Genomic DNA, 26,234 nt, shown 5'->3' on the forward strand with positions numbered 1-26,234 from the left:
ACTTTCGAGGTGGTGCTGAGTAGTTATATAATTTTCAAAAATCGTTATATAATGTAAATATTGTTAAAATTTCAAGAAGCTTGTAGTTCTTTAGAGGCCTTGTTTTTATTGGTTTTCTTGAGTTTTATAAAAAAAACACCTCCCGAATTTTATTCCTGAGTTATCATTAAAATGTTAAAATGGCATCATTATTTGCTGCTTTAATAAAATGGGAATTGATTAAGACTGAATATTTAAACAGAATCAAAAGCATCTGTTTATCTTTGCAGGCTAAAAAAGAATGTAAGGTGAATTTAAAGCAATACACAAAAGAGTTCTCATACAATTTAAGGCTTGCGTATCCAGTCATTTTAGGAATGGTAGGGCATAACTTAATTGGAATGGTCGATAATATAATGGTGGGTAAACTAGGGAGTACCGAGCTGGCGGCAGTTTCCTTAGGGAATAGTATGATTTTTATTGCAATGTCTTTAGGGATTGGATTTTCTACAGCTATTACACCTATCGTGGCAGAAGGAGATGCTGAGAAAAATGACACTAAAATTCGTTCTGCATTTCATCATGGATTGTTTTTGTGTACCATTTTAGGATTAATGCTTTTTGGACTCATTGTTTTGGCAAAACCAATAATGGAAATGCTGCATCAGCCTCATGAAGTGATTGTGCTTGCCAAACCTTATCTGGACTGGGTGGCTTTCTCACTGATTCCGTTAATCATGTATCAGGGTTACAAACAATTTGCAGACGGATTATCCTTAACTAAATATTCGATGTACGCTATGGTCATGGCTAATGTACTCCACGTAGGTATGAATTATGTTTTGATTTATGGGATCTGGATTTTTCCGAAGCTGGGAATTATCGGAGCGGCTATAGGAACAGTAATTTCAAGAATGTTTTTAGTCATGTTCATGCATATTATGCTGTCCAGAAGAAAGGATCTGAAACATTTCTTTAAAGATTTTAGTTTTGAGGAAATTAAGAAAGAAACAATAAAAAAAATAATAAGCATTGGTTTTCCCTCGGCAATGCAGATGCTTTTTGAAGTAGTATTGTTTACCGCTTCGATCTGGCTTTGCGGAAATATTGGAAGAACCAGTCAGGCGGCTAATCAAATCGCGCTTAGCCTGGCTTCTATGACTTTCATGTTTGCAATGGGTTTAAGTGTTACTTCCATGATTCGCGTGAGTAATCAGAGAGGATTGCAGGATTATAAAAAATTAGTAATTGTGGCACGCTCAATTTTTTTACTAGCAATTATTATAGAAAGTGTTTTTGCCGTCTTGTTTGTGGCTTTCCATCAATTCCTGCCACATATTTTTCTGAATATGGAAAACACGATACAGCTTACTGATAATACAGAAGTTATTACCATTGCTTCAAAACTATTATTAATTGCAGCTGTTTTTCAGATATCTGATGGAATTCAGGTCGTCGTGCTGGGTGCATTACGCGGATTACAGGATGTGAAAATTCCTATGTATATTACCTTTGTGGCGTATTGGATCATTGGTTTTCCTGTTTCATATTATTTGGCAGAATATACTCCTATGAAAGCAGCGGGAGTTTGGGTCGGACTTTTGGCAGGGTTAACTGCAGCTGCACTTTTTCTGTATATCCGCTTTAATTACTTAACCAAAAAATTAATCAAAAATTAAGTTTCAAATAACTACATTTGAAGCTTTAAAAAATACATAATTATGGAATTACCTAAATTTTTACTTGGAGATAATACTGATTTTCCCGACGATATTTTTATCATACACCTTGATTATCCAAGATTTATCATCAATCTTAAAGATGATGAGGTAGAATTTCTGGAAGAGGCCGAAGACCTTGATGAGGCCGAATTAAATGCAGAAATGGAGAGTTTAATTGAAAAAGCAAATGATTTTTACGACCGTGAAATAAATCGTTACGAAGAGTAGATTCTACGTATTGAGTTTGTACTATGAACGATTAAATTTTTTTCAATGAAAAAACTACGTTTTTTAAAACCGGTTTTAAATTTTATTTTAACCGGTTTGCTAATCACTACTTTAAGCAGGATATTTTTATTTTTTATATTTAAGGAAAGGGTTGTCGAAACACCTAATTTCTGGTATATTTTTCCAATCGGTCTGCGAATGGATTTAATTTTACTGTGCTATTTATCTTTTCTGCCTGCGGTTTTGATTACCTTTTTGCCTAACAAATGGCTGAAGTTTACCAATTCATTTTTGGTAATGTATAGTTTTATATTTCTGTTTCTAATTCTTTTTGTAGAATTGGCTTCACCGGATTTTGTAAAACAGTATGATACACGTCCGAATAAGATTTTCCTTGATTATCTGATTTATCCAAAGGAAGTTGTTGGAATGCTCTTAAAAAGTTATCTGACTTCTATTACTGTTACTTTCCTGATTTTAGGAGTAGTTATTTATTTGGCTTTCAAAAAAGGGAAACAATTTTTCCATACAACTGCCGCCGATTATAAGTTCAAATTAATGGTTTTTCCTTTGGTGGCATTTTTGTTGTTTTTCGGGGCTCGTTCAAGTCTGATTTCAAAACGTCCTATTAATGCCAGTAATGCTGTTTTTTCTACAGATCAGCTTACTAATACGTTGGGCTTAAATTCTTTTTACACCGTTGCTTTTGCTGCTTATTCGATTAAAAACGAAGGAAATACCAAGATGTATGGCAAAATGGATGAGGCAGAAGCTATTGCGCGAGTAAAGAAATACATGATTGCGGGACCAAATGATTTTACTGATGCAGAGATTCCGTTTCTACACCTACAACAGCCTGATTCTGTTTTGAAGAAACCCTATAATCTGGTCATATTTCTTCAGGAAAGTTTAGGGGCTGAATATGTTGGTATCCTCGGAGGGAAACCATTAACACCTGAATTTGATAAATTGTCAAAAGAAGGTTTGCTGTTCACCAATTTATATTGCACAGGAACAAGAAGTGTTCGCGGAATAGAAGCGGTTGTAACCGGATTTTTGCCTTCACCATCAGAAAGTGTAGTCAAATTAGGAAACTCCCAACAAGGTTTTTTTACTTTGGCGGATGCCTTAAAGCATAAAGGTTACGATACTAGTTTTATCTATGGCGGAATGGCCAATTTTGATAATATGGCCTCATTTTTTAACGGAAATGGTTTTCAGGATATTGTAGATCAGACAGATTTTGAATCAGATGGGAATAAATATGTTTTCAAAGGAACCTGGGGCTATTCTGATGAAGATTTGGTGACCAAGGCAAATAATTATTTTAAATCAAAAGAAGATAAACCTTTCTTTTCTTTAATGTTTTCTACCTCAAATCATGAACCATTTGAATATCCGGCAGGAAGAATCAAACCGTATGACAAGAAGCCCGCAACAGTTAATAATGCGATGAAATATGCTGATTTTTCTATTGGTAAATTCTTCGAAATGGCTAAGAAAGAACCGTATTTTAAAAACACCATTTTCATTGTAATTGCCGATCATAATACCAGAACATACGGAAAAAATTTAGTGCCGATTAATAAATTTCACATTCCGGCTTTGATCTTGGGTCCTGGAGTTCCAAAGGGAGTTTCGTATAGTAAATTGGCAAGTCAGATTGATATTCCACCCACATTATTAGGCTATTTAGGAATTCCGTTTGAAACGCCGATGGTTGGTCGTAATTTAAATAAATTAGATCCAAAAGTGCAGGGAAGATCGATTATGCAGTTTAATGATATCAATGCGTTTAGAGTTGAAAATCAGGTCGTGATCATGCAGCCAAATTTGAAACCGCTGCAATTCGAAATTAAAAACGATACAACTTTAGTTCCCGTTAAATTAAATGAAGAATTAGCAAAAGATGCTTTGGCTCATGTGATCACTGCGGGGAATTTGTATAAGGAAAATAAATATAAGCTGAGAGAGGTAAAAAAATAATTTTGCAACTCATTTTGATGATGAAAAGCTGCTAAAGATGAATTTCTTCTTTAGCAGCTTTTTTTGTTTTATTGCCTGAATTTTAAACAATAACAAAATCACAATTTATATGAAATTGTTGTAAATTTAATGTTTTGATTTTTAGTTTCTTATGGTTCTTTTGCCCTTCAAGTAAAATGAGGTAACAAAAAATGAGTTTTGTTTATCTGTTTATAAATGATTAAAACTAAATCGATATGAAAAATCTTAAAACAATCACTTTTACAGCCGTATTTATAATATGTTGTTTCGCAAATGTAAAAGCACAGGAAGGTAAAGTTGTTAAGGAAAAAGCGATTAAATCCGGTTCTGTTTCAGAAAATATTTTAGACGGATCTGCACAAAAAAGCAGTATAAATGCTATAAACAACGGAATGCCAAACAGGATTTCGATGAATGTAACAGTTGCCAAACAAACTCAGGGAGCAACTTTTGGTGAAAAAGTAAATTCAGGTAAAATTAATGTAACCTTAGTAGAAGGAGGATGTATCGTTTTATTTTCTTCAAGTGAAGGCTACAAAGTCAATACAGCAAATAAGAGTATAACCGAACTGAGCGAAACTGAAGCCGCGACTTTTGGCGAAAAAGTCAATCAGGGTTTACATACAGCAGGTAGCGTTGTATCTCAGGGAGTTTCGTTATTGGGAGGGGCCATGCCGGGCGGTTCTATTGTTTCGGCTGCGGTTTCCAGTGTTGGCAATTTAGCTGGAGCTGGAGGAGGAGCGGCAGCAGCTTCTTATGCTCGTACCGGAAAAACAGCAACACCTGATTCTGAAAATAAGGTTTTAAAAATTCAGGACAACCAAAATGAAGCAGCGTTTGACCTGACAGATGGCGAATATGAATTAAGTTTTATTGTCGTTGAAAAAGCAACTTCAGGATTGAAAGATACTTTAAAAACTCAAGTCAGAATGGCTTTTACAATAGAAAAAGGTGTTTTGAAAACCAAACACGATACCGCTAAAAATTCAGTTGGTAATATTCGTTAAAAACTCTTAATAGCGTGGGCTTGTCAAAGGCAGTATTTATCTTTTGCAGCTTTTTAGTTTTAAAATAAATATTTTTCTTCCAGCAGGAGGTAACAAAAAACAAACTTTGTTTATCTATATCAAATATTAAAACTTAATCTACATGAAAAATTTTAAAACAGCAATTTTTACAGGAGCATTTGTATTATGCTGCTTAACAAACGTAAAAGCTCAGGATAGTAAAAATGTAAAAGAAAAATCAGTTAAATCTAATTCGGATTCGGAGTTGAAAACTACATTACAAACACAAGCTGGTCTTGCATTTGATAAAAGACGTTTGAAAACCAGACATGAAACAGCTAAAAACTCAATAAGCAATATTCGTTAACTTTTTCCACTTTAATAAATTATGCTTTAAAATACTTTTCTAATAATAACTGAGCGGCTGCAAAAGGTGATATTTCATTATTTTGCACCGCTTTTTTATTTTGTTCTAATAATGAAATAATTTCAGGCTGATTGTAGAAATTTTGTTTCAACTGTTCGTTAATGGTTTCGATCATCCAGAATTGGTTTTGTTCGTTTCTTTTTTCCTGAAAAAATCCATTTTCATGGGTTATATCCAAATATTTCAAAATTATCTTCCAAACTTCTGAAATTCCTTCTTTGGTGACGGAACTGCAAGTTGTAACTTTTGGCTGCCATGTAGATTTTTTTGGAGGGAATAAATGTAGCGCACGATTAAATTCAACCTTTGCCTGATTGGCTTTCTTTATATTATCGCCATCTGCTTTATTGATTACGATGGCATCTGCCATTTCCATTATGCCTCGTTTAATGCCTTGAAGTTCATCGCCTGCGCCTGATATTTTCAATAATAAGAAAAAATCTACCATACTGTGAACGGCAGTTTCGCTTTGACCAACTCCAACAGTTTCGATAATAATAGTATCAAAACCTGCTGCTTCGCATAAAATAATAGTTTCCCTTGTTTTGCGGGCAACACCACCTAAATTTTCTCCAGAAGCACTCGGACGAATAAAAGCATTTTCGCTTTTTACTAATTCTTCCATTCGGGTTTTATCGCCTAAAATACTGCCGTGAGAAAGAGAACTGCTGGGATCAACTGCTAAAACAGCAACTTTTTTTCCTAATTGGGTCAGGAAAGTTCCAAAAGCTTCAATAAAAGTGCTTTTTCCAACACCCGGAACTCCCGTAATTCCTATTCTAATCGATTTATTCGCTTTAGGTAAACATCCTTTAATAACTTCGTTTGCTTTTTCAGTATGCTCCGAATTTGTACTTTCAATTAAGGTTATGGCACGACTTAAAGCGGTACGGTTACCGGAAAGGATTCCTGAAATGAGTTCTTCAGCGGATGGCTGTTGCCTGCGTTTGTTTTTAATTTGGCTGATAGCAGAAGCATTGGTGATTTCGGAAGATGAAATTCCAGCCTTTTCGTTTAAACTGCCGGCCTGCTTGTTTGAACTTGACAAAACACATTTTTTAGAATGGTAAAAGTACTGAAAACAAAAACAGTTTCAAAAGCAGAAAACTGCCTAGGAAACTGTTTTTTGTTAAAACACGAATTCTTTATCTCACTTTTGAATTTATGCTAATTTGTGAAATCTGTGTTTCATTAATATGCTGCAGTAAATCTAACCTGATGGTGTTTTGGCGTTTCGATTTCATCAGCAATCACAACGGCTAAATCTTCTACAGATAAAATACTTCTTTGTTCATCATTAAAAACAGGATTTTCCAGACCTAAACGGTATTTTCCTGTTCTTCCGGTTTTAGTTCCTGCATGCATTTCAATTGCAGGGCTAAAAAAGGCCCAGTCTAATTCTTTTTCTTCTTTAATCGTTTCTAAATAATGTCTGGCAGCATTGGCACCATCATAAATTTCTTTAGGAAAATCAGGTGTATCAATAAGCTGTAATCCTGGAGCAACATATAAACTTCCGGCACCTCCAATTGTAATAAATCGTTTTACGCCAGATTTTTTAACCGCATCCTGAATTGCTTTTGATCCTCTAATCGAATCATCATAAATGTTTGGATTTGTCCAACCCGGATTAAAGGCATTCACTACGACATCATGACCTTTTAAAGTTTCTGCCAATGAGTCAGCATCATAAACATCAGCAGCAATCCAGGTTGCATTTGTAGTGTCTTTAGGTGTTCTTGAGATGGCAGTAACTTCATGTTTTCTGTCTGCTAATTCATTTAAGATAGCTGTTCCAACGAAGCCTGTGGCTCCAATAAGTGCAATTTTCATAGATATATAAATTTATTTAGTAATAAAAAATGTTACAGTTTTGTTTAAAAAAAGGTTTTAAAATTGTGTCGAAAAATCTTCTAGTGAAATACCTTCCAGTTGTTCACAGACTTTTTGATTCATTTCGGCGTATAAGGCATCAAGGTTTTCATTGATTTTTTTTCCAACCGGACAATCCGGATTGGGCTGGTTTTTGGCATAACCTAAACCAATATTCTCAAAAGTCATTTCAAATATTTCTTTTAAACTAATATTCGAAGCAGCTTTGGATAATTTTGTACCTCCATTTTTACCTTCCTTACTTTCTACAATATGATGTGCTTTTAGGTTTGCTATTTCTTTTCGAACCAAAACTGGGTTCAGGTTCATACTACCAGCAATAAATTCCGATGACAAATAATCATTTGGGAATTTAGTGAGCAAAGTTAAGATGTGAACCGATATTGCAAATTTGCCTGAAAGCATACTGTAATAAATTATGTTACAAATTTAAACCATTTTATAGTACAAAAACTAATTTTAACTAAAAATTAATTTACGACAGTAAAAACTATAAACGTGAAACTAAAGGAAATTGCACATCGTTGATTTTAATGATGTGTATTTTCCTGATGGCTTATTTTGATTGTTGATTGATTTATAGTCGAAAAATATACCCAGGCAATAAAAAGAAGTTGCATAGGTATTCTAACCCATAAATACGATATGTCTTTGCCTGTATAGTCTGCAGTTTGCAGGTTAATATGGTGAATTGCGGCATAAATATTAGCAGGGAACAGTAAAATGAAAAATAAAATAAGCAGTTTTCCGGTAAGGACTTTGGTGTTGGGGAGCAGTAGTCCAATGGCTGCGATTAACTCTATGATTCCTGTAAGAATCACAATTACAGTTGGCAAGGGTAGAAAAGGAATCATCATTGTCATTCCTTTTGTAAAAACAAAATGACTTATAGCTGTAAATACTAGCATGATTGCCATAGCCACTCTGGCTGAAAATTTAAGATCAAGGCGTTTGGTTGTAAGCCAAATAATAAGTAATGTAAGGGTAAAAGCTCCAAATAACACAAGTAAGGTTTCCATATCTTTTTGATTTATCATGCAAAGTTGCACACTAATCAAACCTAAAACAATGAACCTGGGTTAATAAATTCGCTTTCGTATTCTGCTTAAAGCTTGTGGAGTAATCCCAATATAGGAGGCAAGGTATTTTTGAGGTATTTTTTGAATTAACTGCGGTTGTTCTGTGAATAAATTACGATATCGTTGTTCTGCTGACTCGTTCAGTAATGACAGTTCTCGCTTCGATTTTTTTAGAAATAATCCCTCACTAGCAAATCTGCCGATTGTATTACCCATTTCGGTCACCGCATAAATTTCTTGTAGATCATTGTAAGAGATGCGCCAAAGTATTGTGTCTGCAAGAGCTTCAATGGTGTAGTTTGCGGGTAATCTGGTAATGAAAGAATCATAGCCACTTACAAATTCGCTATCAAATCCAAAAGTAAATGTGAGGTCTTTGTTTTCTGAGGGGACATAAAATCTAACGATTCCTTTTTCTACAAAAGAAAGATAATTCTCAACTTGACCAGTTTTAAGTATAGTTGATTTCTTTGGAAATTGCTGACTGACGAGCTTTGATGAAAAAGTATTCCAGTCCTGATCAGAAAGTTTTGCCATTCGCTCGAAATTGTCTCTTATTTGCTGCATTACTTTTTAGAATTATATATAAAAGTAACAAAAAACTTAAAGGTGTCTGTGATTTGTTTATCTGAACAGTTAATAAATCCCTACTTTTGTAATCAGCTATTGATATGAACAACTTTATTATAATATTTATCTTTTTATTTTTAGGATTGATTTTGCAAAGAGTCAAAGGATTTCCGTCTAATATTTACAAGGTTTTAAATAAAATTGTCATTTATTTATGTCTTCCTGCCATCACTCTATATCATATTCCGAAAATTAAATGGAGCAACGAATTGTTGTTCCCGATAGGAGCTGGCTGGATTACTTTTATTCTGGCATTTGTGTTTTTTCATTTTTTAGGAAAGAAATTAAAATGGTCCCATAAACTAATAGGCTGTCTGATTCTAACTGCGGGATTAAGCAATTCGTCATTTTTAGGTTATCCTATAATTGAAGCTTTATTTGGAAAAAAAGGTTTAGAAACGGCAGTACTGGTAGATCAGCCCGGAACATTTGTGGTCGTTTCAACATTAGGAGTATTTGTGGCTGCTTTTTATTCTAAAGGAAGCCCGGACGCTTTGAACATCATCAGGAAGATACTCTTATTCCCTCCGTTCATTATGTTTGTTCTGGCTTGTTTGATGAATGTTTATGACTACGATTTAGATTCGAATATTCAATCCATATTATTGAAAGCGGGAAGTTTTGTAACACCTCTGGCTTTATTGTCAGTCGGATTGCAACTCAATTTTGACAGAAAAAGCCAGCATTGGAAATTTTTGCGGCTTGGACTTTTCTTCAAGCTTGTTTTAGTACCTTCTGTCATTTTGGTCTTATATGTCTTTATTTTCAACCAGCATTCAGAGCCTGCGAAAATTACGATCATGGAAACCGCTATGGCTCCCATGATTACGGGCGCAATTTTAGCTTCTACTTATGGCTTAAAGCCAAAATTAAGCAGTATGATGGTTGGTTTCGGAATTCCGATTTCGTTTTTAACCCTTGCTATTTGGTACTTTATCCTGACTTTTATATAGTCACTATTTAATTATATAGGGAAAATAGAATTTTAACTAATTTTTAAATTTTGAATGTTTTTCGAATGCATTTTTTAGTTAATTTTAGAGAAACTAAAAAAAAATATAATTATGTCAACATTACGATTAGGCGATATAGCACCCGATTTCCAGGCCGAAACAACACAGGGAACAATTAATTTTCATGAATGGTTAGGAGACTCTTGGGGTGTTTTATTTTCGCATCCAGCGGATTTTACTCCGGTTTGTACCACTGAATTAGGAACTGTAGCGAATTATGTTCCGGAATTTACCAAAAGAAATACTAAAGTTATTGCTTTGAGTGTTGATGGTTTAGAATCACACAAGGAGTGGATTAAAGACATCAATGAAACTCAAAATACTGAGGTTAATTTTCCAATCATTGCAGACGAAGATAAAAAAGTAGCGAATTTGTATGATATGCTGCACCCAAATGCAAGTGATAAATTTACAGTACGTTCTGTTTTTGTAATTGGACCTGATAAAAAAATTAAACTGACTTTAACGTATCCTGCTTCTACGGGAAGAAATTTTGATGAGTTGCTGCGTGTTATAGACAGTTTACAGTTAACAGCAAATTATAGCGTAGCTACGCCGGCAAACTGGAAAGACGGGCAGGATGTAGTAATCGCTCCGGCAATTCCTGATAGTGATATTCCGGCAAAATTCCCAAAAGGCTACACACCAATCAAACCCTATTTGCGTTTGACGCCACAGCCTAATAAATAATTATTTTTATTAAGCTCCCAAAATACGAAGGTGCTAAGTTTCTAAGACTTTTTATGTTTTTGGAAAAGTAGCACCTTAATTTATTGATCGAATATTTTAGGGAGAAAATCTCAAGGATCTGTAATCAGTTTCTCACTGGCTTTTTCAACAAATCAGCCATTTTTTTCTTATCTCCAACGACCCATAAAATATCATTTAGCTGTAAAATTAAACTGGAATCAGGGTTTAGGATTCGGTTTCCGTTTCTCTCAATTCCCACTACCATTCCGCCGGTTTTACCTCTAAACTGGCCAATGCTTTTTTCTGTGAAGTCTTCATTGGAAACTTCCATTTGACGCAGTACAATTTCAGATTCTTCTATGTTTTTAGGAGCCTCAATTTCATTCTGGGTAAGATATTTATTAAACTCAGTAATTTGCGCATCAGTACCAATTACACAAATTTCATCGCCAGGAAATAAACGTTCGGTTTTAGTTGGAATTGCAATTGTGATTTCACCGCGTCTTATATAGGCAATATTGATTCCCATTTGTTCTCGGATATGAAGTTCTTCTAATGTTTTTCCGGCAAGGTTTGATTCTTTTCCAATATCAAAAATAGACATGTGACCGTCCCAGGGCATTAAATTGGCATATCTTCTGTCTATCTTTTTATTTTCGCGGTCATTCAGATTCTTTAAAAAGTGATTTTCGATTTTATGATATTGCTCATTTAATTTTTTCGGAAATATCTGGTAAGCAGCAATGGCAATAATCAAAGCAACAAAAGCAACTGTTGGCGAAAAGAATATATTTAATAAAAATCCAACAAAAAATAATCCAATACTCATTCGGATTAAGATTAGCATTAAAAGTGCCCCTCGGTATTTACGTTCTTCCCATAATCTTTCAACTTCTTCAACTTTGACACGACGCAGGGAGAGTGCCCATAAAAAAGGTGCAATTGCGACAAGAGTTAAAAAGGCTGCTAATGTATTTCCGAAACGTGTATCAGCTACCAGAGGTGCCACAAATTTGGCTGACATTAAAATGATTGCCATAATGATGATGGTATGAAGAATGATTTGTGTTATAGAAGACCGCAATACAATCTGCCACGTACTGACCGATTTAATTGCCTGAGCATTTACACTGTAACGATTAATGTTTTTGACCCATTTTTTTGGCATTTCTTGTTCTATAGCATGAGCAAATGATTCTGAATGTTTTATTAGAAAAGGCGTGGTAAAAGTTGTAATAGCAGAAACGGCTACAATTATGGGGTAGAGGAAATCGCTTGTAACTTTAAGTGTCATACCAAGTGTCGCAATGATAAAAGAAAATTCTCCAATCTGTGCCAGACTCATCCCGGTTTGTACCGATTGTTTCAAAGGCTGACCGGATAATAATGCTCCAAATGAAGAACTTAATGCTTTTCCAAAAATGGTTACCAGTGTGATAATTAAAACCGGAAGTGCAAAGTCAACTAATGTTTCAGGGTTGATTAACATTCCTACAGATACAAAGAAAACGGCTCCAAATAAGTCTTTTACGGGCTTAATCAAGTGCTCAATTTTTTCTGCCTGAGTAGTTTCGGCAATAATGGAACCCATTATAAAAGCCCCTAGTGCAGGAGAGAAACCAACATTTGCCGCAAAAATCACCATCATTAAACACATGGCTAATGAAATGATAAGCAGCATTTCATCTGTCAAAAGATGTTTAGCCTTTTTGAGGATGGTCGGAATAATGAAGATTCCGCCCAAAAACCATATAATTAAAAAGAATACCAATTTTAAAACAGATTGTAGCAAAGCACCTCCTGAAACTTCATTACTTACTGCAATCGTAGATAACAAAACAAGCATCAAAATAGCAACAATATCTTCAACAATAAGGGCACCGAAAACAATCCCAACGAACTTTTTCCCTTTAACTCCCAATTCATCAAATGCCCTGATGATAATTGTTGTAGATGAAATTGAAAGCGTAGCCCCAAGAAAAATACTATCCATTTTCCCCCAGCCCATCCATTGTCCTACACAATAACCTATAAATGTCATGGACATAATCTGAGTTATGGCAGTGACAGATGAAGTCCCTCCAACCTTCATTAGTTTTTTAAAACTGAATTCAAGTCCAAGACTAAAGAGTAAAAATATAACTCCGATTTCTGCCCAGACTTCAACACTTTTTATATCTGTTATTGAAGGGAAAAAATCAAAATGGTTTCCGGCTAAAAACCCAGCAATCAGGTATCCCAAAACAAGAGGCTGTTTCATTTTTTTAAAAATAAGTACAGCAATTCCGGCAGTCATCAGGATTAATCCCAGATCACTGATTAAAGGTTGTAAATGGTGTGTAGTTTCAGCAGCGGCGTTTAAGGCAAGCATATAAAGGAGGTATTTTTTTCAGGAGCAAATCCAGCTTTCCATTTCAAGCTTTTGTTCAAAATGCCTATTTTTTGGTGCCGGGCCAGGAGCTTCCGCTGGTCGCTCTGTACCTGCAAAAAAAATATGGCTTTTTTCACAAAAGGCTTTCCATTTCAATCTGGGCTAATACTCGGGTTTAAATAAAAAAAGCTATCCGGATAAAGATAGCTTTTTTTGAGAAAATATTTTAGGTTTTCTTTAAATTCCTGTGTAATTGCTAGGGGTTATCGCCATCAATTCGGTTCTTACGGAATCAGAAACTTCTAAAGTGGCAATAAAATTATGAATAGCATTTTTATCGATCGCTTCATTGGTTCTGGTTAAGCCTTTCAATGCTTCATAAGGATTTGGATAGGCCTCACGACGTAAAATAGTCTGAATAGCTTCTGCTACAACTGCCCAGTTTTTTTCTAAATCTTCAGCAAATTTACTTTCGTTTAAAAGTAATTTGTTTAAACCTTTCAAAGTAGCTTCAAAAGCAATTACAGTATGTCCTATCGGAACCCCGACATTTCTTAAAACGGTACTGTCAGTCAAATCACGCTGTAATCTGGAGATTGGCAGTTTAGCAGCCAGATGTTCAAAAATAGCATTGGCAATTCCTAAGTTTCCTTCTGAATTTTCAAAGTCAATTGGGTTTACTTTATGTGGCATTGCTGATGATCCAATTTCTCCGGCTTTGATTTTTTGCTTGAAATAATCCATTGAAACATATGTCCAGATATCACGGTCTAAATCGATAATGATATTGTTGATTCTTTTTAAACCATCAAAAAATGCAGCAAAATGATCATAGTGCTCAATTTGAGTGGTTGGGAAAGAATGCTGCAAACCTAAACAGGTTTCGACAAATTTAGTTCCAAATTGTTTCCAGTCAATTTGTGGGTATGCTACATGATGTGCATTGAAATTTCCTGTTGCTCCGCCAAATTTAGCAGCAAACGGAATGTTGAATAACAAACGCATCTGCTCTTCTAAACGTTCTACGAAAACTAATATTTCTTTTCCTAGGCGAGTTGGAGAGGCTGGCTGCCCGTGTGTACGCGCAAGCATTGGGATATCCTTCCATTCAACACTTAATTCTTTCAATTTTGCAATTAAAGAAACTAAGGTTGGCATATAAACCTGTTCGAAAGCTTCTTTTGTAGAAAGCGGAATGGCAGTATTGTTGATATCCTGAGATGTCAATCCGAAGTGAATGAACTCTTTATGTTGTGATAGCCCTAATTTTTCAAAAGCATCTTTGATAAAGTATTCCACTGCTTTTACGTCGTGGTTGGTTACTTTCTCTGTTTCTTTAATCCAAAGCGCATCTTTAGTAGAGAAATTTTTATAGATGTTTCGTAAACTGTCAAATAAATTTGGATCAACGTCTTTTAGTTGTGGCAACGGAACTTCGCATAAAGCAATAAAGTATTCAATTTCAACTAGTACACGATATTTTATTAAAGCTTCTTCAGAAAAGAAAGGGGCTAAATTTTGGGTTTTATTTCTATATCTTCCGTCAATTGGCGATATAGCATTCAATTCGTTTAGAGTAGTCATTGTTATGTTGTTTTTCGAAAGGTGCAAATATAAGGTATTGTTAAAACTTCTGAAAATTACTGAAGCTATATTATGGCTTTAAAATATGGTTTTGAAAATTTTATCCCAAATAGTAAAATAAAAACCATAATTACGGGATTCATTTTTATGATGATCGTTATGGAATTTTGTAGTTGAAATCCATTTTGTAAAAGGATTTCTATACCAAAAATCCGGGAAAACATCGGTCTTTAAATGACCAAATATGCCGTACGACAAGTTTAAAACGAGGTAAATAATAATACTTAAAAAGTTAAATTTTATAATCGTAATTAAAAACAGCCAAATAAAACCAAAGCCTAAAGTTTCAATTGGATGAAGGACATAAAGGCTGTAAACACTGGTGTCAATATGCGTGTGATGAAGCCTGTGTATAGGGTTGAACCATGTTAAGCGATGCGCTAGAAAATGAAAGCAGAACATTAAAAAGTCCATTAAAATAATCAGCAATAAGATGTGCAATAATAAAGTAACAAGCGATGGTGAAAAATCTATTTTCAGGATTCCCAATTGATACAATTCGAAACCCAATACTGTTATAAATGTATTACAAATGAGAGTTGAGAATACCCATTTACGATCAGACTTTTTTAAAAAGGTATTCTCAGGTTCAATTATTCGTCCGATTAACACTGAGATATAGATTAAAACTAAGTTTTCTATCAGGAAGAAACCAACGAGATAAACGAGGTTTAATTCTGCTAATTGCTGCAGCCAGCTTTCAAAAATCATTTTTTGTTTTCTAAATTCAATAGTTTATCTCTTAGATCAGCTACGCCTTCTGAAGCAAATTTTGCAATCGTTTCAACTTTATTTCGAATATGCGTAATTGCAATTGGCTTAGGATCAATGTAGAAAACTGGCGTAATACTATAGGTATAACTGATTAAACCTGCTGCAGGATATACCTGAAGAGATGTTCCGATTACGGCAAAATAATCAGCGGTCTCTGTTATGGCAATGGCTTCTTCAAGTGCCGGAACATCTTCGCCAAACCAGACAATGTGCGGACGCAATTGGTATCCGTTTTCATCCAGATCTCCGGTTACTAAATCGTCAGTCCAGTCTAAAATCAATTCCCGATTTTTGGTGCTTCTGACTTTTAGTAATTCTCCATGCAAATGTAAAACTTTGGAACTTCCGGCTCTTTCATGTAGATCATCAACATTTTGAGTGATGATGTAAACATCAAAATCTTTTTCTAATTCGGCTAAAATTTTGTGTCCTAAATTTGGTTCGACTTCTTTAAGCTGTTGGCGTCTTTTATTGTAAAAATCCAAAACCAGTTCCTGATTTTTATGCCAGCCTTCTGGAGTTGCTACTTCCATTACGTTGTGACCTTCCCATAATCCGTCGCTGTCACGAAATGTTTTAATACCGCTTTCGGCACTTATTCCGGCTCCGGTTAGTACCACTAATTTCTTTTTCATTTTGTTGTATTGCAATTATTTTGGTAGTTGATTCATTTCTAATATCCGGACCATTGTCGGTTCTGATTTTGCGAGACCTTCGCCGTCAACCTGATGTACATTTTGAAGAAAGATATGAAGTTTTTTTTGCTTTTCCCAAAGTGAAATATCATAATTAGGTTCCCATTCGCCTATTGAGGCTGAGGTTAAATCGGTTATTTTCCAATTGCTGTTTTTACTTAAATTCTTGTAAGCTATTGAGACTTTGTTTTCTCTTTCGCTGTCTCTAAAAAGCAGGTATAAATAACGATTTTTTCCTTCTTCTTTAATTAATACATCGGGTCTTGAAATCGGGATTTTTTTGGTTCCACCGCCTCCCAGAGAAAAAGAAGTCTGCCTGAAACCTGTATTCGATTTTTTCCAGATACCATTTTCTAAATACACAATCTGAAACTGCGGAATATTGTTTTCACTCCAATAATTCGCAATATATGGATTTCCGTTTTTATCAGCCGTTATCGAAGTCTGGTTGATTAAACTGGACTTTTCCGGAATTTCCCAGGCAATTTCTGCAGATGTTACAGTTATGGGTAAATTATATTTTTCTCCATTTGATTTTTCCCAGGTCAAACCGCCATCAAAAGAGCATGCATAACAAATATCGTGATTAGTCGAAACATCCCAGCTTTCTCTCCAGACCCACGAAAGATGGATGGAGCCCTTTTTATCTACTTTTGCCTGCCAGTAAGCACTTCTTTTATCTTCGCCATTTAATAAGTTGCTTTGAATTTGCGACCATTTTTTGTCTTTTACATCATAGGAATTGATAATCAGATTTCCCCTTCCCGAAGAACCGGAGCGATAGAAGAATACTAAATTTCCGTTTGGTAAATTATAAAATTCAGGATACGTTACTTTTTGTTCAGCAATTCCGGTCATAGATTCTTCATTACCTAAATCTAAACTTAAAGGCGATTTGCTTTTTGCATAACGGAGTTTGGTATCATGATGATCCCAGCTTACATGCAAAAAACCATTTCCGTCTACAGCAATGCTAATACTGTTATGGGCATCTTTTGAATTACCGGAATAAGGTGTTTTTACGATTTCCCAAATGTTGGTGTTTAGTTTTCTTTTGCCTAAAACTACTGTACCAGTATCATCATAATAAGCTGTAAACTGAAAATTTTTAAAAGTAGTTACAGCATTTTTTCGAAATTTAACTGTATTAACTGAATTATTGCTCCAGCCATAGCCAACGGGAATTTCTTTTGCAGGTTTTGTTACACAGGAAAAAGATATGAGACATAAAGCACATAAAAGGCTTTTGTAAAGATCCTTGTTCATTAAGTTTTTTTTGAGGTCGTTAGTAGTTCGTAAAAATAACCGATTTTAAGTATAGTATGTAGCAAAGCATACCAGTTTTGGATAGGCAAGCTTTGGGTTTTACCCGATATGATAAAATATTACTATTTTTGCGCCAAATAAAACCAAAATGATTGATTTAGATTACCTAGCTTTTCTTGAAAATATACTAACTGACAACCGCAAGGAACGATTTCTGCATGTTCTGGAAAACCGCACCAAACATTTTACGGTTGCAGTAGAAGATGTGTACCAAATGCATAATACGAGTGCTGTAATGAGAAGCTGTGAGGTTTTTGGAATTCAGGAACTAAATGTTATCGAACAGCGTTTTGGGAAACGAATTGATAAAGAAATCGCCCTTGGAGCTCAGAAGTGGGTAGATATTAATCGATTTGATTCGGTTTCAGGATGTCTTTCGGATTTAAAAAGCAAGGGTTACCAAATTATTGCAACAACGCCTCACGAACAAGACTGCATGTTGGAAGATTTTGACATTTCAAAACCAAGTGCATTATTTTTTGGAACAGAAAAAGAAGGATTATCTAAAGATATCATGGACAATGCAGATGGTTTTTTGAAAATACCAATGGTTGGTTTTACCGAAAGTCTGAATATTTCCGTTTCTGCAGCCATTATAATTCAGAATCTTACCAACAGGCTTCGAAGATCAGATATAAAATGGCAGTTGTCTGATGAAGAAATTTTAGTGAAACGTCTGGATTGGGCGAAAAATTCTATAAAAGATATTAAACGGATTGAAGCACGTTATTACGAGGAGAATCCCCGATAAATGATTCTTGCAAGGTTTTTAAAACCTTTTAGGTTTGCTATGTTGTTGGTTTAAATACCTACAAGGTCAAAAAAGACCTTGCAGGAATAAAACGATATTATTTCTTCAAAAACAAAATAAACCCAAAAATACTAACAATTAATATCGTCAATGCAGCCAAAACCATGGTCAGATCCCGAATGTTTTTTCCGGCCCAGTCCATGAATAAAAATTTATGGAGAATGGCAAAGGAATAACCTTCAATCCGGTCTGAATTATTGATAACTGCGGCCAATCTTGAGGTTGAAGTTTCTATAAAGTAAGTTGTTTTCTCAGGCGTATCATAAGCCAATTTTACGACTGGAAGCCTTTTATTGACAAAGCCGTATTCTCTGCTTTCAAAGTCATTTAGAACTTTTGATTCAAGCAATTTTATATTTTCAAATGAAGGCTGAGAATTATCTTCTGATATATCAATCATTTCGCAGCACGAAGCTTTTGGTGCTCCATCTGTAAAATAATAAGCTAAAAATTCGGCATATTCTAAATCCAGATTTGGCGCAATTTTATTTGTAGCTGCGTTGATATAAACGATTTCCGATTTTTTATCCTCTTTTTTGTTCCATTTAGAATCTGATTTTGGTTTTTTGAAACTTTTTGTTTCTTTTTCAGCCAACTGACAACGATAATAAGTCGTGTCGTTTAGTGTAATAATGCTCATGTTTTGAAAACGATTCCAGTCTAAATCAAGCCTGTTATTCGCTCCTGGGATTTCTTTAGTTTCAAAAGTGGGTTCGTAAACCATTTGGGATAAGGTATAGGGATCCCATTTTGTAGTGGCATGATACGCACCGCTAAAAGCAAAAGTTAATGTAAAAAGAGAAATCCAGATCCCGATTTGACGATGGTATTTCCGAAGCCCTTTTTTAGGTTGTACACTATCCGTTTTTTTGAATTGTTTCCAAAGTAAACCGTAAATTAAGATTCCGCTCAGGGCAGAAAATCCAATAATAGACAACAGGAAAATCATGGTAATAATTCGAATACTGTTGTTTGAAATGGCATCTATAAATGACCAGTTGTGAAAAGTATCGAAAAACCAGATAAACCATTGTCTGGAAGCCGGATTAAAAGTAGCCAGTTTGTCTGATGAGGTTTCTACATAAACTTCCATAGAATCCGGGCGATCAAAACTCAATTTATAGACAGGTAAATAACGGTTTACATATTTGTACTGCGAATTAAATTCGGTTACAATTTCACTCTTTTTAATAGTGTTTTTTTGATCGTCTAGAAAATATCTGGAAAGCCATTCGGCATATTTCTGATCTCCGTTTTCTAATTTCCGGGCTGTTGAGGCATCAAAATACCATAACTCACCAATTATCGTTTTAAGCTGGTAATACGTTTTATTGTTGAAGGATACAATTCTGAAATTTTTGAATTGTGTTAGTCTATTTTTCTGTAAAACTTCCTGAATCGAAAAGTGCAGCTGACTTTTATCAAAAACTTGTTGTTCCAGTTTGTTATGTGCAATTTCGGGTTTGAAAAAGTGCGCCATAAACGGGTGCATCAAACCTGATAATGTCCAGAAGATTACAGGAATAATTGTAATTAAACCTATCGCACGATGCCATTTGTACATGTGCTGTTTGATCTTCTTTATTATTTTAGAATCTTTCTTTTTGGATTTTTTGGCTGTTATTTCTTTGCTCATTGTTCCGTTTTTTAGCACCGATTACTTCACTTGACAATAATTTTAATCGGAGTTCAGTGAATTTCATTTAAAGCGATATCCTTTTGTGGCGGGGATCGCCACAAAAGATATAGCGTAGAGTTGGGATTAACTACTTATTTTTTAATGATAAATTATATTGTATTCCAAAAACAAAAGTTCGTGGAGCAGCTGCTGTGTAGGTTGGCTGAGCGTTTACAATATTCGTTCTCGAAACGTTATATGCGTATAATTTATCGGTTAGGTTCATGACATTTCCGTAAACTTCTATGCTTTTCCATTGGTAGCCAACTCTGGCATTGAATAAATTATAACCACCATATTTTACCGTATTGATCTGATCCTGATAGTAGCTGCCTACAAGCTGCCACTCAACAGAAGTTCTTAAATTTGGAAGCCAGTTCGGGTAATAACTTACCTCTGAATTTCCGGACCATCTCGGCGCAGCTGGCATCTCTTTTCCGTTTAAATCCTGTACGGAATCTGACGGTTTATCTGAAAGTTTAAAATCGATGTAGGTATGTTGTGTATAAGTTCCGCCAAGACGAAAATTGAATTGTTTTGAAGGACGGTAAGAAGTTCCAAATTCGATTCCTTTGTGGCGAGTTTCTCCAGCCGAGCGATAATCCGTTGAGTTATCGGGCAGTTTAATACTTAACAATTCATTTTTGCCCTCCATATAATAAAAGGCATAATCAAAGTTTAATTTATTTTGAAGGAAAGAAACCCATCCGCCAATTTCAAAATTATCGAAATCTGCTGGTTTTAAGTTGTAATAAAATTCGGCGGGAACACCTGTTGAACCGCCTGTTCCCGGTTTAGCCCTGAAAATTGAAGTAATACCAGGAGGTGCAAAACCTTGTGAATAGTTACCATAAAAGCCTGCAAAATCAAAAGGGTTGTAATTTACTCCAGCCTTAAAAGTCATTTTGTCATAGATTTTATTTCCTGTAGAATTGTCCAGGGAATTTTCGTAATCTACTTTCATGTTGTCATAGCGACCGCCCAAAGTAATAACTAATTTTTCTATTGGATTAAAACTCAATTGAGCATAACCAGCTGTGTTGAAAATATCAGCAGAATAATCGGCTAATTTGGAGTCAGGGTGTTCTGCAATAATTTCATAAGAATCTACCGTTTGTTTCCCTGTTTCACCGGGGTTTAAATTCGCTTTCAAATCGATTACATAAGACCAGTAAGTTACAGGAGAGTAATCATATAAAGCACCTGCAACCAGTTTGGTATTTAAGAAATTAAATTGTTGAATATGCTGACCAATTGCTCCATAACTTTTAAAGTTGTTCGAATTGACCTCTCCCTTTGCCGTTGTAGGATTTACTGTTGCACTCCATTTTATTCCGTAAGAAGGATTTTGCCCAAGTTTATTATCACGTAAATATCCTGTGATATAACTACTTGAATTGCTGTTCCAGTCGTGTTCAAGGGTTAAACGTGTTCGTAAAGCATCTGATTTTCTATACGTAAAATCGGTTGTACTTTTGTAGGTTCTGTTGTTAAAGGCTTCTTCGTTGACGCTTCCGCTCATGTCAGAATAATATTTTCCGTACATGGTATTGCTGATCAATCGGGTAGAAGGTGAGATGTTGTAATCGATTCTCGCATTCAGATTGTCTTTATTATAATCAGAATACGTCATCCAGCCATTTTCCTGTAAACTGGAAATTCCGGCAATATGAAAACCTACTTTTCCTATTGTTGCACCACCGGCAGCCTGAAATCTCCTGTAGCCATAATTGTCAGCCTGAATTCCAAATTTAAACTCAGGATCAACAGGTGGTTTTATCGAAATTAAATTGATAGTTCCGCCTACAGCTTCGGGACCATACAAAGAGGAAACCGGACCTTTAACCACTTCAATGCTTTGCAAATTGAATTGATTGATCTCTAATAAAGCATTGTGGTTGAAAATTCCCATAGGCCGAATTGGCAGACCATCTTCGAGATATAGATAGTAGGCATTGGTTGTCATAGGCTGACGAATAGACATCATATGCTGTTCGTTTCCTAAATTGACCATGAGAACTCCAGGCGTTTTATTTATGATTTCATAGACAGCTGTTGCTTTAGCTTCGTTAATTGTTTTTGCCGTTAATTTGCTAATAGCGACAGGCGTTTCTTTGCGTAAACTCGCGGTACGATTGGCAGTTATAAAAACATTTTCGAGTTCCTGAGATTTTGTTGTGTCTTGTTTCACTTCATTTTGTGCAAGAACACATTGCCCTATGATTAAAAGGGTAAAGTATATTTTTTTCATTTTAAATTATATAAATTTTAAAAGCAGCATGTTATTTCCTGACATCAAGACAAGAAAAATCTTTTCAGTTTTGAATTGAAAAGTGTACTAAAACTTATATAAAATAGGACGGAGGATGAAAAGTACTATTGGAAACCGAGATTGGTTTTGAATCATAAGAAGCAAAAAGTGCTGTTGCTGATTCTATAGGTGTAACTAATTTGAAATTAGCTGTTGGAGAATTTTGAATGTAAACAACTTCAACTTTTTCTTTGAGGTTGTTTTGCATCTTTTTTTCGTTGTCAGCATATTTCTTTAGACTCTTTTGAAGTTCACATCGGCCGTTACACGAATTAAAGATCATTTTTCGCTGAACACAGATCGTTTTAGAGATTTCCTCCTGATTTAATTTGAATGAGGTGTAAACAAAGAAACTGCCAAAAGAAGGAACTAATAGCATGCAGGAAAGAAATATGATTAATAACTTTTTCAAAAGTTGTTTCTTTGTTTTCGAATGCAAAAGTACATTTTATTCGTTTTAGAAAGAACAAATATTAGTTTTTTTACATAAAAAAATCCCCAATTACAAAAGTAGTTGGGGATTTAGAATGTATTACTTTAGAAAATATTATTTCACAAGAACCCAGGTGCCATTGGCAATTAAGGTTTCAGCTTTTTTAAATTTCATTGTTTCCGTTTTTCCTGTAGCAACTTCCTGAACCGTTACACTATCATTTCGGTTGATTTTTGGCATATCTCTAACGATAGTTTCCGTAACCTGACGCTGCTGAGTTTCTCCAGCCTCACGGTTCATGCTTTCACTATTTGGAATCTCGTCTTTACTTAATTGTAAGTTTTCTTTTTGACGAACTTCTCTTGCTTCGTGAATTTCAGGAACGTTTTGAGCTGGCAGATCACCTTTGAATAAGAATGAAATCACCTCTTTGTTTACGTTATCCAGCATTCCTCTAAACAAGTTGAAAGCTTCTAATTTATAAATAAGCAATGGATCTTTTTGTTCGTGAACAGCTAACTGAACAGACTGTTTCAATTCATCCATTTTGCGTAAGTGCTTTTTCCAGGCTTCATCAACAATAGAAAGCGTGATATTTTTTTCAAAATCAGCAATCAACTGAGCACCTTCGCTTTCATAAGCTTTCTTTAAATCTGTAACAACATTTAACGTTTTGATTCCGTCTGTAAATGGAACTACAATTCTTTCAAAATGATTGTTAGGTTCTTCAAAAACGCCTTTGATAATCGGGAAAGCTTCTCTGGCACTTCTTTCGGTTTTTTCTGTATAGAAAGCCAAAGCTTCTTTGTACACTTTTCCAGTGATTTCGATTTCAGATAATTTTGAGAAATCAGTTTCAGTAATAGGAGATGTAATTCCGAAGAAACGAATTAAATCAAATTCAAAATTTTTGAAATCGTTATTTACTTTGTTTTGGTCTACAATCAGTTCGCAGGTATCATAAAGCATGTTTGCGATATCCAGTTTCAGACGCTCTCCGAACAATGCGTGACGACGACGTTTGTAAACTACTTCACGCTGAGAATTCATTACGTCATCATATTCTAATAAACGTTTACGAACGCCAAAGTTGTTTTCTTCTACTTTTTTCTGAGCACGTTCAATAGATTTGGTCATCATAGAATGCTGAATAACTTCTCCTTCTTTAAGTCCCATTCTGTCCATTACTTTCGCAACTCTTTCAGAACCAAATAAACGCATTAAGTTATCTTCAAGAGAAACGTAGAATTGAGAACTTCCCGGGTCTCCCTGACGACCTGAACGACCACGTAACTGTCTGTCTACACGACGGGAATCATGACGCTCTGTACCCACGATTGCTAGACCTCCTGCCGCTTTTACTTCCGGAGATAATTTAATATCCGTACCACGACCAGCCATGTTTGTTGCAATGGTTACTACTCCGGCTTTACCAGCTTCTTCAACGATTTGCGCCTCTTGCTTGTGCATTTTGGCGTTCAATACATTGTGTGTGATTCCTCTCATTTTAAGCATACGGCTTAGTAATTCTGAAATCTCTACAGAAGTTGTTCCAATCAATACAGGTCTTCCTGCTTTTGATAATTCAGTAACGTCTTCGATTACAGCGTTGAATTTTTCACGTGTCGTTTTGTAGATGTAGTCTTCCTTGTCATGTCTTGCAATTGGACGGTTGGTTGGAATTTCAACTACGTCCAATTTATAGATTTGCCATAACTCGCCCGCTTCCGTAACAGCAGTACCTGTCATACCAGCTAATTTGCTGTACATTCTAAAGTAGTTTTGTAGTGTTACAGTTGCAAAAGTTTGAGTTGCAGCTTCGATTTTTACGTTTTCTTTTGCTTCGATCGCCTGATGAAGACCGTCAGAATAACGACGTCCGTCCATGATACGACCTGTTTGCTCATCGACAATCATAATTTTGTTGTCCATGATCACATATTCTACATCTTTTTCAAATAAAGTATATGCTTTTAAAAGCTGTGTCAGCGTATGGATACGTTCGCTTTTTACACCAAAATCCTGAAAAAGTCTCTCTCTTGCTTCAGCTTCAGCGTCTTTGTCTAATTTTTGTTTTTCAATTGCTGCGATTTCTGTTCCAATGTCTGGTAAAATAAAGAAATCGGAATCAGTATCTCCTGATAAATATTTGATACCATTATCGGTCAATTCTACCTGATTGTTTTTCTCTTCAATCACAAAATACAAAGCTTCATCCACTTTGTGCATTTCACGATTGTTATCCTGCATATATTGATTTTCAGTTTTCTGAAGTAATTGTTTAATTCCTTCTTCACTTAAAAATTTAATTAATGCTTTATTTTTAGGTAAACTTCTGTAAGCTCTTAGCAATTGGAAGCCTCCATCTTTAGTATTCCCTTCTTTTATCAATTTTTTAGCTTCAGCTAAGAAACCATTCGCTAACTGGCGCTGTTGTGCAACCAGATTTTCGATTTTTGGTTTTAATTCGTTGAATTCGTGACGATCTCCCTGAGGAACTGGTCCGGAAATGATAAGCGGTGTTCTGGCATCATCGATTAATACAGAGTCTACCTCATCTACAATAGCAAAATTGTGTTTTCTCTGAACTAAATCGCTTGGAGAGTGTGCCATGTTATCTCTTAAGTAGTCAAAACCAAACTCATTGTTGGTTCCGTAAGTAATATCAGCATCATAAGCCTTTTTTCTAGCTTCTGTACTTGGTTGGTGGTTATCGATACAATCAACAGATAAACCGTGGAATTCAAATAAAGGTGCTTTCCATGTGCTGTCACGTTTTGCCAGATAGTCGTTCACTGTTACTAAGTGAACTCCGTTTCCTGTCAACGCATTTAAGTAAAGCGGAAGGGTAGCTACTAAAGTTTTACCTTCTCCTGTTTGCATTTCGGCAACTTTACCTTCATGCAATACCATACCGCCAATCAGCTGAACATCATAGTGAATCATGTCCCAAGTGATATCTTTTCCGGCAGCGTTCCATTTGTTTGCCCAAATCGCTTTGTCGCCATCAATAGTAATATATGATTTTGTTGCAGAAAATTCACGGTCTTTTGGGGTTGCAGTAACTTCAATATGTGAGTTTTCTTTGAAACGGCGGGCTGTTTCCTTTACAACAGAAAATGCTTCAGGAAGTAATTCCAATAAAGTTTTTTCAGAAATCTCATAAGCTTCTTTTTCGAGAGCGTCTATTGCATCATATAAATCTTCTCTTTTATCGATGTCTTCAATTTTTTCTACTTCCGCTTTAAGCGAAGCAATTTTAGCATCTTTATCAGATCTTGCTTCTTTAATTCTGTCCTTAAAGTAAACAGTTCTCTCTCTTAATTCGTCGTTTGACAGACTCATTAAAGGAGCTTCGAATGCTTTAATTTTATTTAAGTAAGGTTGTAAAGCTTTAACATCTTTCTGTGATTTATCACCTACAAAGACTTTAATAATGCTGTTTATAAAACTCATGATTTATTGTATTTCTATTTTATGTAAATGTGTATTTGAACCAAAAAAAAAGCCTCTGTGA

At 35.2% G+C, this 26,234-nt stretch carries 22 protein-coding genes; 8 read left to right on the forward strand and 14 right to left on the reverse strand.

Annotated features, from left to right (window positions below; translation table 11 throughout):
- Window positions 1–287 precede the first annotated feature (287 nt).
- The 5 genes from ACNC7R_RS05675 to ACNC7R_RS05695 all read left to right on the forward strand — a co-directional run bounded on the left by ACNC7R_RS05675 (window position 288) and on the right by ACNC7R_RS05695 (window position 5,309).
- Complete coding sequence (locus ACNC7R_RS05675) at window positions 288–1,658, forward strand: MATE family efflux transporter (RefSeq protein WP_417943148.1); 1,371 nt, start codon at window positions 288–290, stop codon at window positions 1,656–1,658.
- 42 nt (window positions 1,659–1,700) lie between these two features.
- Window positions 1,701–1,928 (forward strand): hypothetical protein, encoded by a 228-nt coding sequence (locus tag ACNC7R_RS05680; RefSeq protein WP_026727980.1) that lies wholly within the window; start codon window positions 1,701–1,703, stop codon window positions 1,926–1,928.
- 45 nt (window positions 1,929–1,973) lie between these two features.
- Entirely contained in the window at window positions 1,974–3,914 is a 1,941-nt protein-coding gene (locus ACNC7R_RS05685) for an LTA synthase family protein (RefSeq protein WP_417939980.1), read from the forward strand.
- Window positions 3,915–4,150: 236 nt separating this feature from the next.
- Window positions 4,151–4,942 (forward strand): hypothetical protein, encoded by a 792-nt coding sequence (locus ACNC7R_RS05690; RefSeq protein WP_417939981.1) that lies wholly within the window; start codon window positions 4,151–4,153, stop codon window positions 4,940–4,942.
- Window positions 4,943–5,084: 142 nt separating this feature from the next.
- Window positions 5,085–5,309 carry a hypothetical protein gene (locus ACNC7R_RS05695; RefSeq protein ID WP_417939982.1) on the forward strand — a complete coding sequence of 75 codons (225 nt, stop codon included), beginning with the start codon at window positions 5,085–5,087 and terminating at the stop codon, window positions 5,307–5,309.
- Window positions 5,310–5,328: 19 nt separating this feature from the next.
- Here ACNC7R_RS05695 and meaB read toward each other — a convergent pair whose 3' ends face one another.
- The 5 genes from meaB to ACNC7R_RS05720 form a co-directional block, all read right to left on the reverse strand.
- Window positions 5,329–6,417, reverse strand: coding sequence for a methylmalonyl Co-A mutase-associated GTPase MeaB (gene meaB / locus ACNC7R_RS05700; RefSeq protein WP_417939983.1), 1,089 nt, complete (start codon window positions 6,415–6,417; stop codon window positions 5,329–5,331).
- Between the two features lie 143 nt (window positions 6,418–6,560).
- The gene (locus tag ACNC7R_RS05705; protein WP_417939984.1) at window positions 6,561–7,202 is read right to left on the reverse strand and encodes an NAD(P)-dependent oxidoreductase; all 642 of its coding nucleotides are present in this window, start codon (window positions 7,200–7,202) and stop codon (window positions 6,561–6,563) included.
- Between the two features lie 57 nt (window positions 7,203–7,259).
- Window positions 7,260–7,667, reverse strand: coding sequence for an RrF2 family transcriptional regulator (locus ACNC7R_RS05710; RefSeq protein WP_417939985.1), 408 nt, complete (start codon window positions 7,665–7,667; stop codon window positions 7,260–7,262).
- 125 nt (window positions 7,668–7,792) lie between these two features.
- Complete coding sequence (locus ACNC7R_RS05715; protein ID WP_417939986.1) at window positions 7,793–8,281, reverse strand: hypothetical protein; 489 nt, start codon at window positions 8,279–8,281, stop codon at window positions 7,793–7,795.
- A gap of 60 nt (window positions 8,282–8,341) precedes the next feature.
- A complete protein-coding gene (locus tag ACNC7R_RS05720; protein ID WP_417939987.1) occupies window positions 8,342–8,908 on the reverse strand; it encodes a Crp/Fnr family transcriptional regulator in 567 nt (188 codons plus the stop codon).
- 104 nt (window positions 8,909–9,012) lie between these two features.
- Between ACNC7R_RS05720 and ACNC7R_RS05725 the strand changes: the two genes are divergently transcribed.
- Window positions 9,013–9,924, forward strand: coding sequence for an AEC family transporter (locus ACNC7R_RS05725; protein WP_417939988.1), 912 nt, complete (start codon window positions 9,013–9,015; stop codon window positions 9,922–9,924).
- Window positions 9,925–10,035: 111 nt separating this feature from the next.
- Window positions 10,036–10,674: a peroxiredoxin gene (locus tag ACNC7R_RS05730; RefSeq protein ID WP_417939989.1), complete on the forward strand. Its 639-nt coding sequence runs from the start codon at window positions 10,036–10,038 to the stop codon at window positions 10,672–10,674.
- 124 nt (window positions 10,675–10,798) lie between these two features.
- Here the strand turns inward: ACNC7R_RS05730 and ACNC7R_RS05735 are convergent, their stop codons facing one another.
- The 5 genes from ACNC7R_RS05735 to ACNC7R_RS05755 form a co-directional block, all read right to left on the reverse strand.
- Entirely contained in the window at window positions 10,799–13,045 is a 2,247-nt protein-coding gene (locus tag ACNC7R_RS05735) for a cation:proton antiporter (RefSeq protein WP_417939990.1), read from the reverse strand.
- A gap of 237 nt (window positions 13,046–13,282) precedes the next feature.
- Entirely contained in the window at window positions 13,283–14,629 is a 1,347-nt protein-coding gene (gene purB / locus ACNC7R_RS05740; protein ID WP_417939991.1) for an adenylosuccinate lyase, read from the reverse strand.
- 78 nt (window positions 14,630–14,707) lie between these two features.
- Window positions 14,708–15,400: a sterol desaturase family protein gene (locus ACNC7R_RS05745; RefSeq protein WP_417939992.1), complete on the reverse strand. Its 693-nt coding sequence runs from the start codon at window positions 15,398–15,400 to the stop codon at window positions 14,708–14,710.
- Window positions 15,397–16,098, reverse strand: coding sequence for an SIR2 family NAD-dependent protein deacylase (locus tag ACNC7R_RS05750; RefSeq protein ID WP_417939993.1), 702 nt, complete (start codon window positions 16,096–16,098; stop codon window positions 15,397–15,399). Before ACNC7R_RS05750 ends, ACNC7R_RS05745 begins: the two co-directional genes overlap by 4 nt.
- 15 nt (window positions 16,099–16,113) lie before the next feature.
- On the reverse strand, window positions 16,114–17,424 hold the full coding sequence (locus ACNC7R_RS05755) for a BNR repeat-containing protein (RefSeq protein WP_417939994.1): 1,311 nt from the start codon (window positions 17,422–17,424) through the stop codon (window positions 16,114–16,116).
- A 148-nt stretch (window positions 17,425–17,572) separates the two neighbouring features.
- Here ACNC7R_RS05755 and ACNC7R_RS05760 point away from each other — a divergent pair, with 148 nt between their 5' ends.
- Window positions 17,573–18,235, forward strand: coding sequence for a TrmH family RNA methyltransferase (locus ACNC7R_RS05760; protein ID WP_417939995.1), 663 nt, complete (start codon window positions 17,573–17,575; stop codon window positions 18,233–18,235).
- Between the two features lie 97 nt (window positions 18,236–18,332).
- Here ACNC7R_RS05760 and ACNC7R_RS05765 read toward each other — a convergent pair whose 3' ends face one another.
- The 4 genes from ACNC7R_RS05765 to secA form a co-directional block, all read right to left on the reverse strand.
- Window positions 18,333–19,931 carry a PepSY domain-containing protein gene (locus tag ACNC7R_RS05765; protein ID WP_417939996.1) on the reverse strand — a complete coding sequence of 533 codons (1,599 nt, stop codon included), beginning with the start codon at window positions 19,929–19,931 and terminating at the stop codon, window positions 18,333–18,335.
- Window positions 19,932–20,061: 130 nt separating this feature from the next.
- The gene (locus tag ACNC7R_RS05770) at window positions 20,062–22,224 is read right to left on the reverse strand and encodes a TonB-dependent receptor (RefSeq protein WP_417939997.1); all 2,163 of its coding nucleotides are present in this window, start codon (window positions 22,222–22,224) and stop codon (window positions 20,062–20,064) included.
- 94 nt (window positions 22,225–22,318) lie between these two features.
- Complete coding sequence (locus ACNC7R_RS05775) at window positions 22,319–22,696, reverse strand: hypothetical protein (RefSeq protein ID WP_417939998.1); 378 nt, start codon at window positions 22,694–22,696, stop codon at window positions 22,319–22,321.
- 135 nt (window positions 22,697–22,831) lie between these two features.
- Window positions 22,832–26,173 (reverse strand): preprotein translocase subunit SecA, encoded by a 3,342-nt coding sequence (gene secA / locus ACNC7R_RS05780; protein WP_417939999.1) that lies wholly within the window; start codon window positions 26,171–26,173, stop codon window positions 22,832–22,834.
- Between the last annotated feature and the right edge of the window lie 61 nt (window positions 26,174–26,234).

The sequence above is a fragment of the Flavobacterium adiutor genome, assembly GCF_048282555.1.
Classification (GTDB): Bacteria; Bacteroidota; Bacteroidia; order Flavobacteriales; family Flavobacteriaceae; genus Flavobacterium.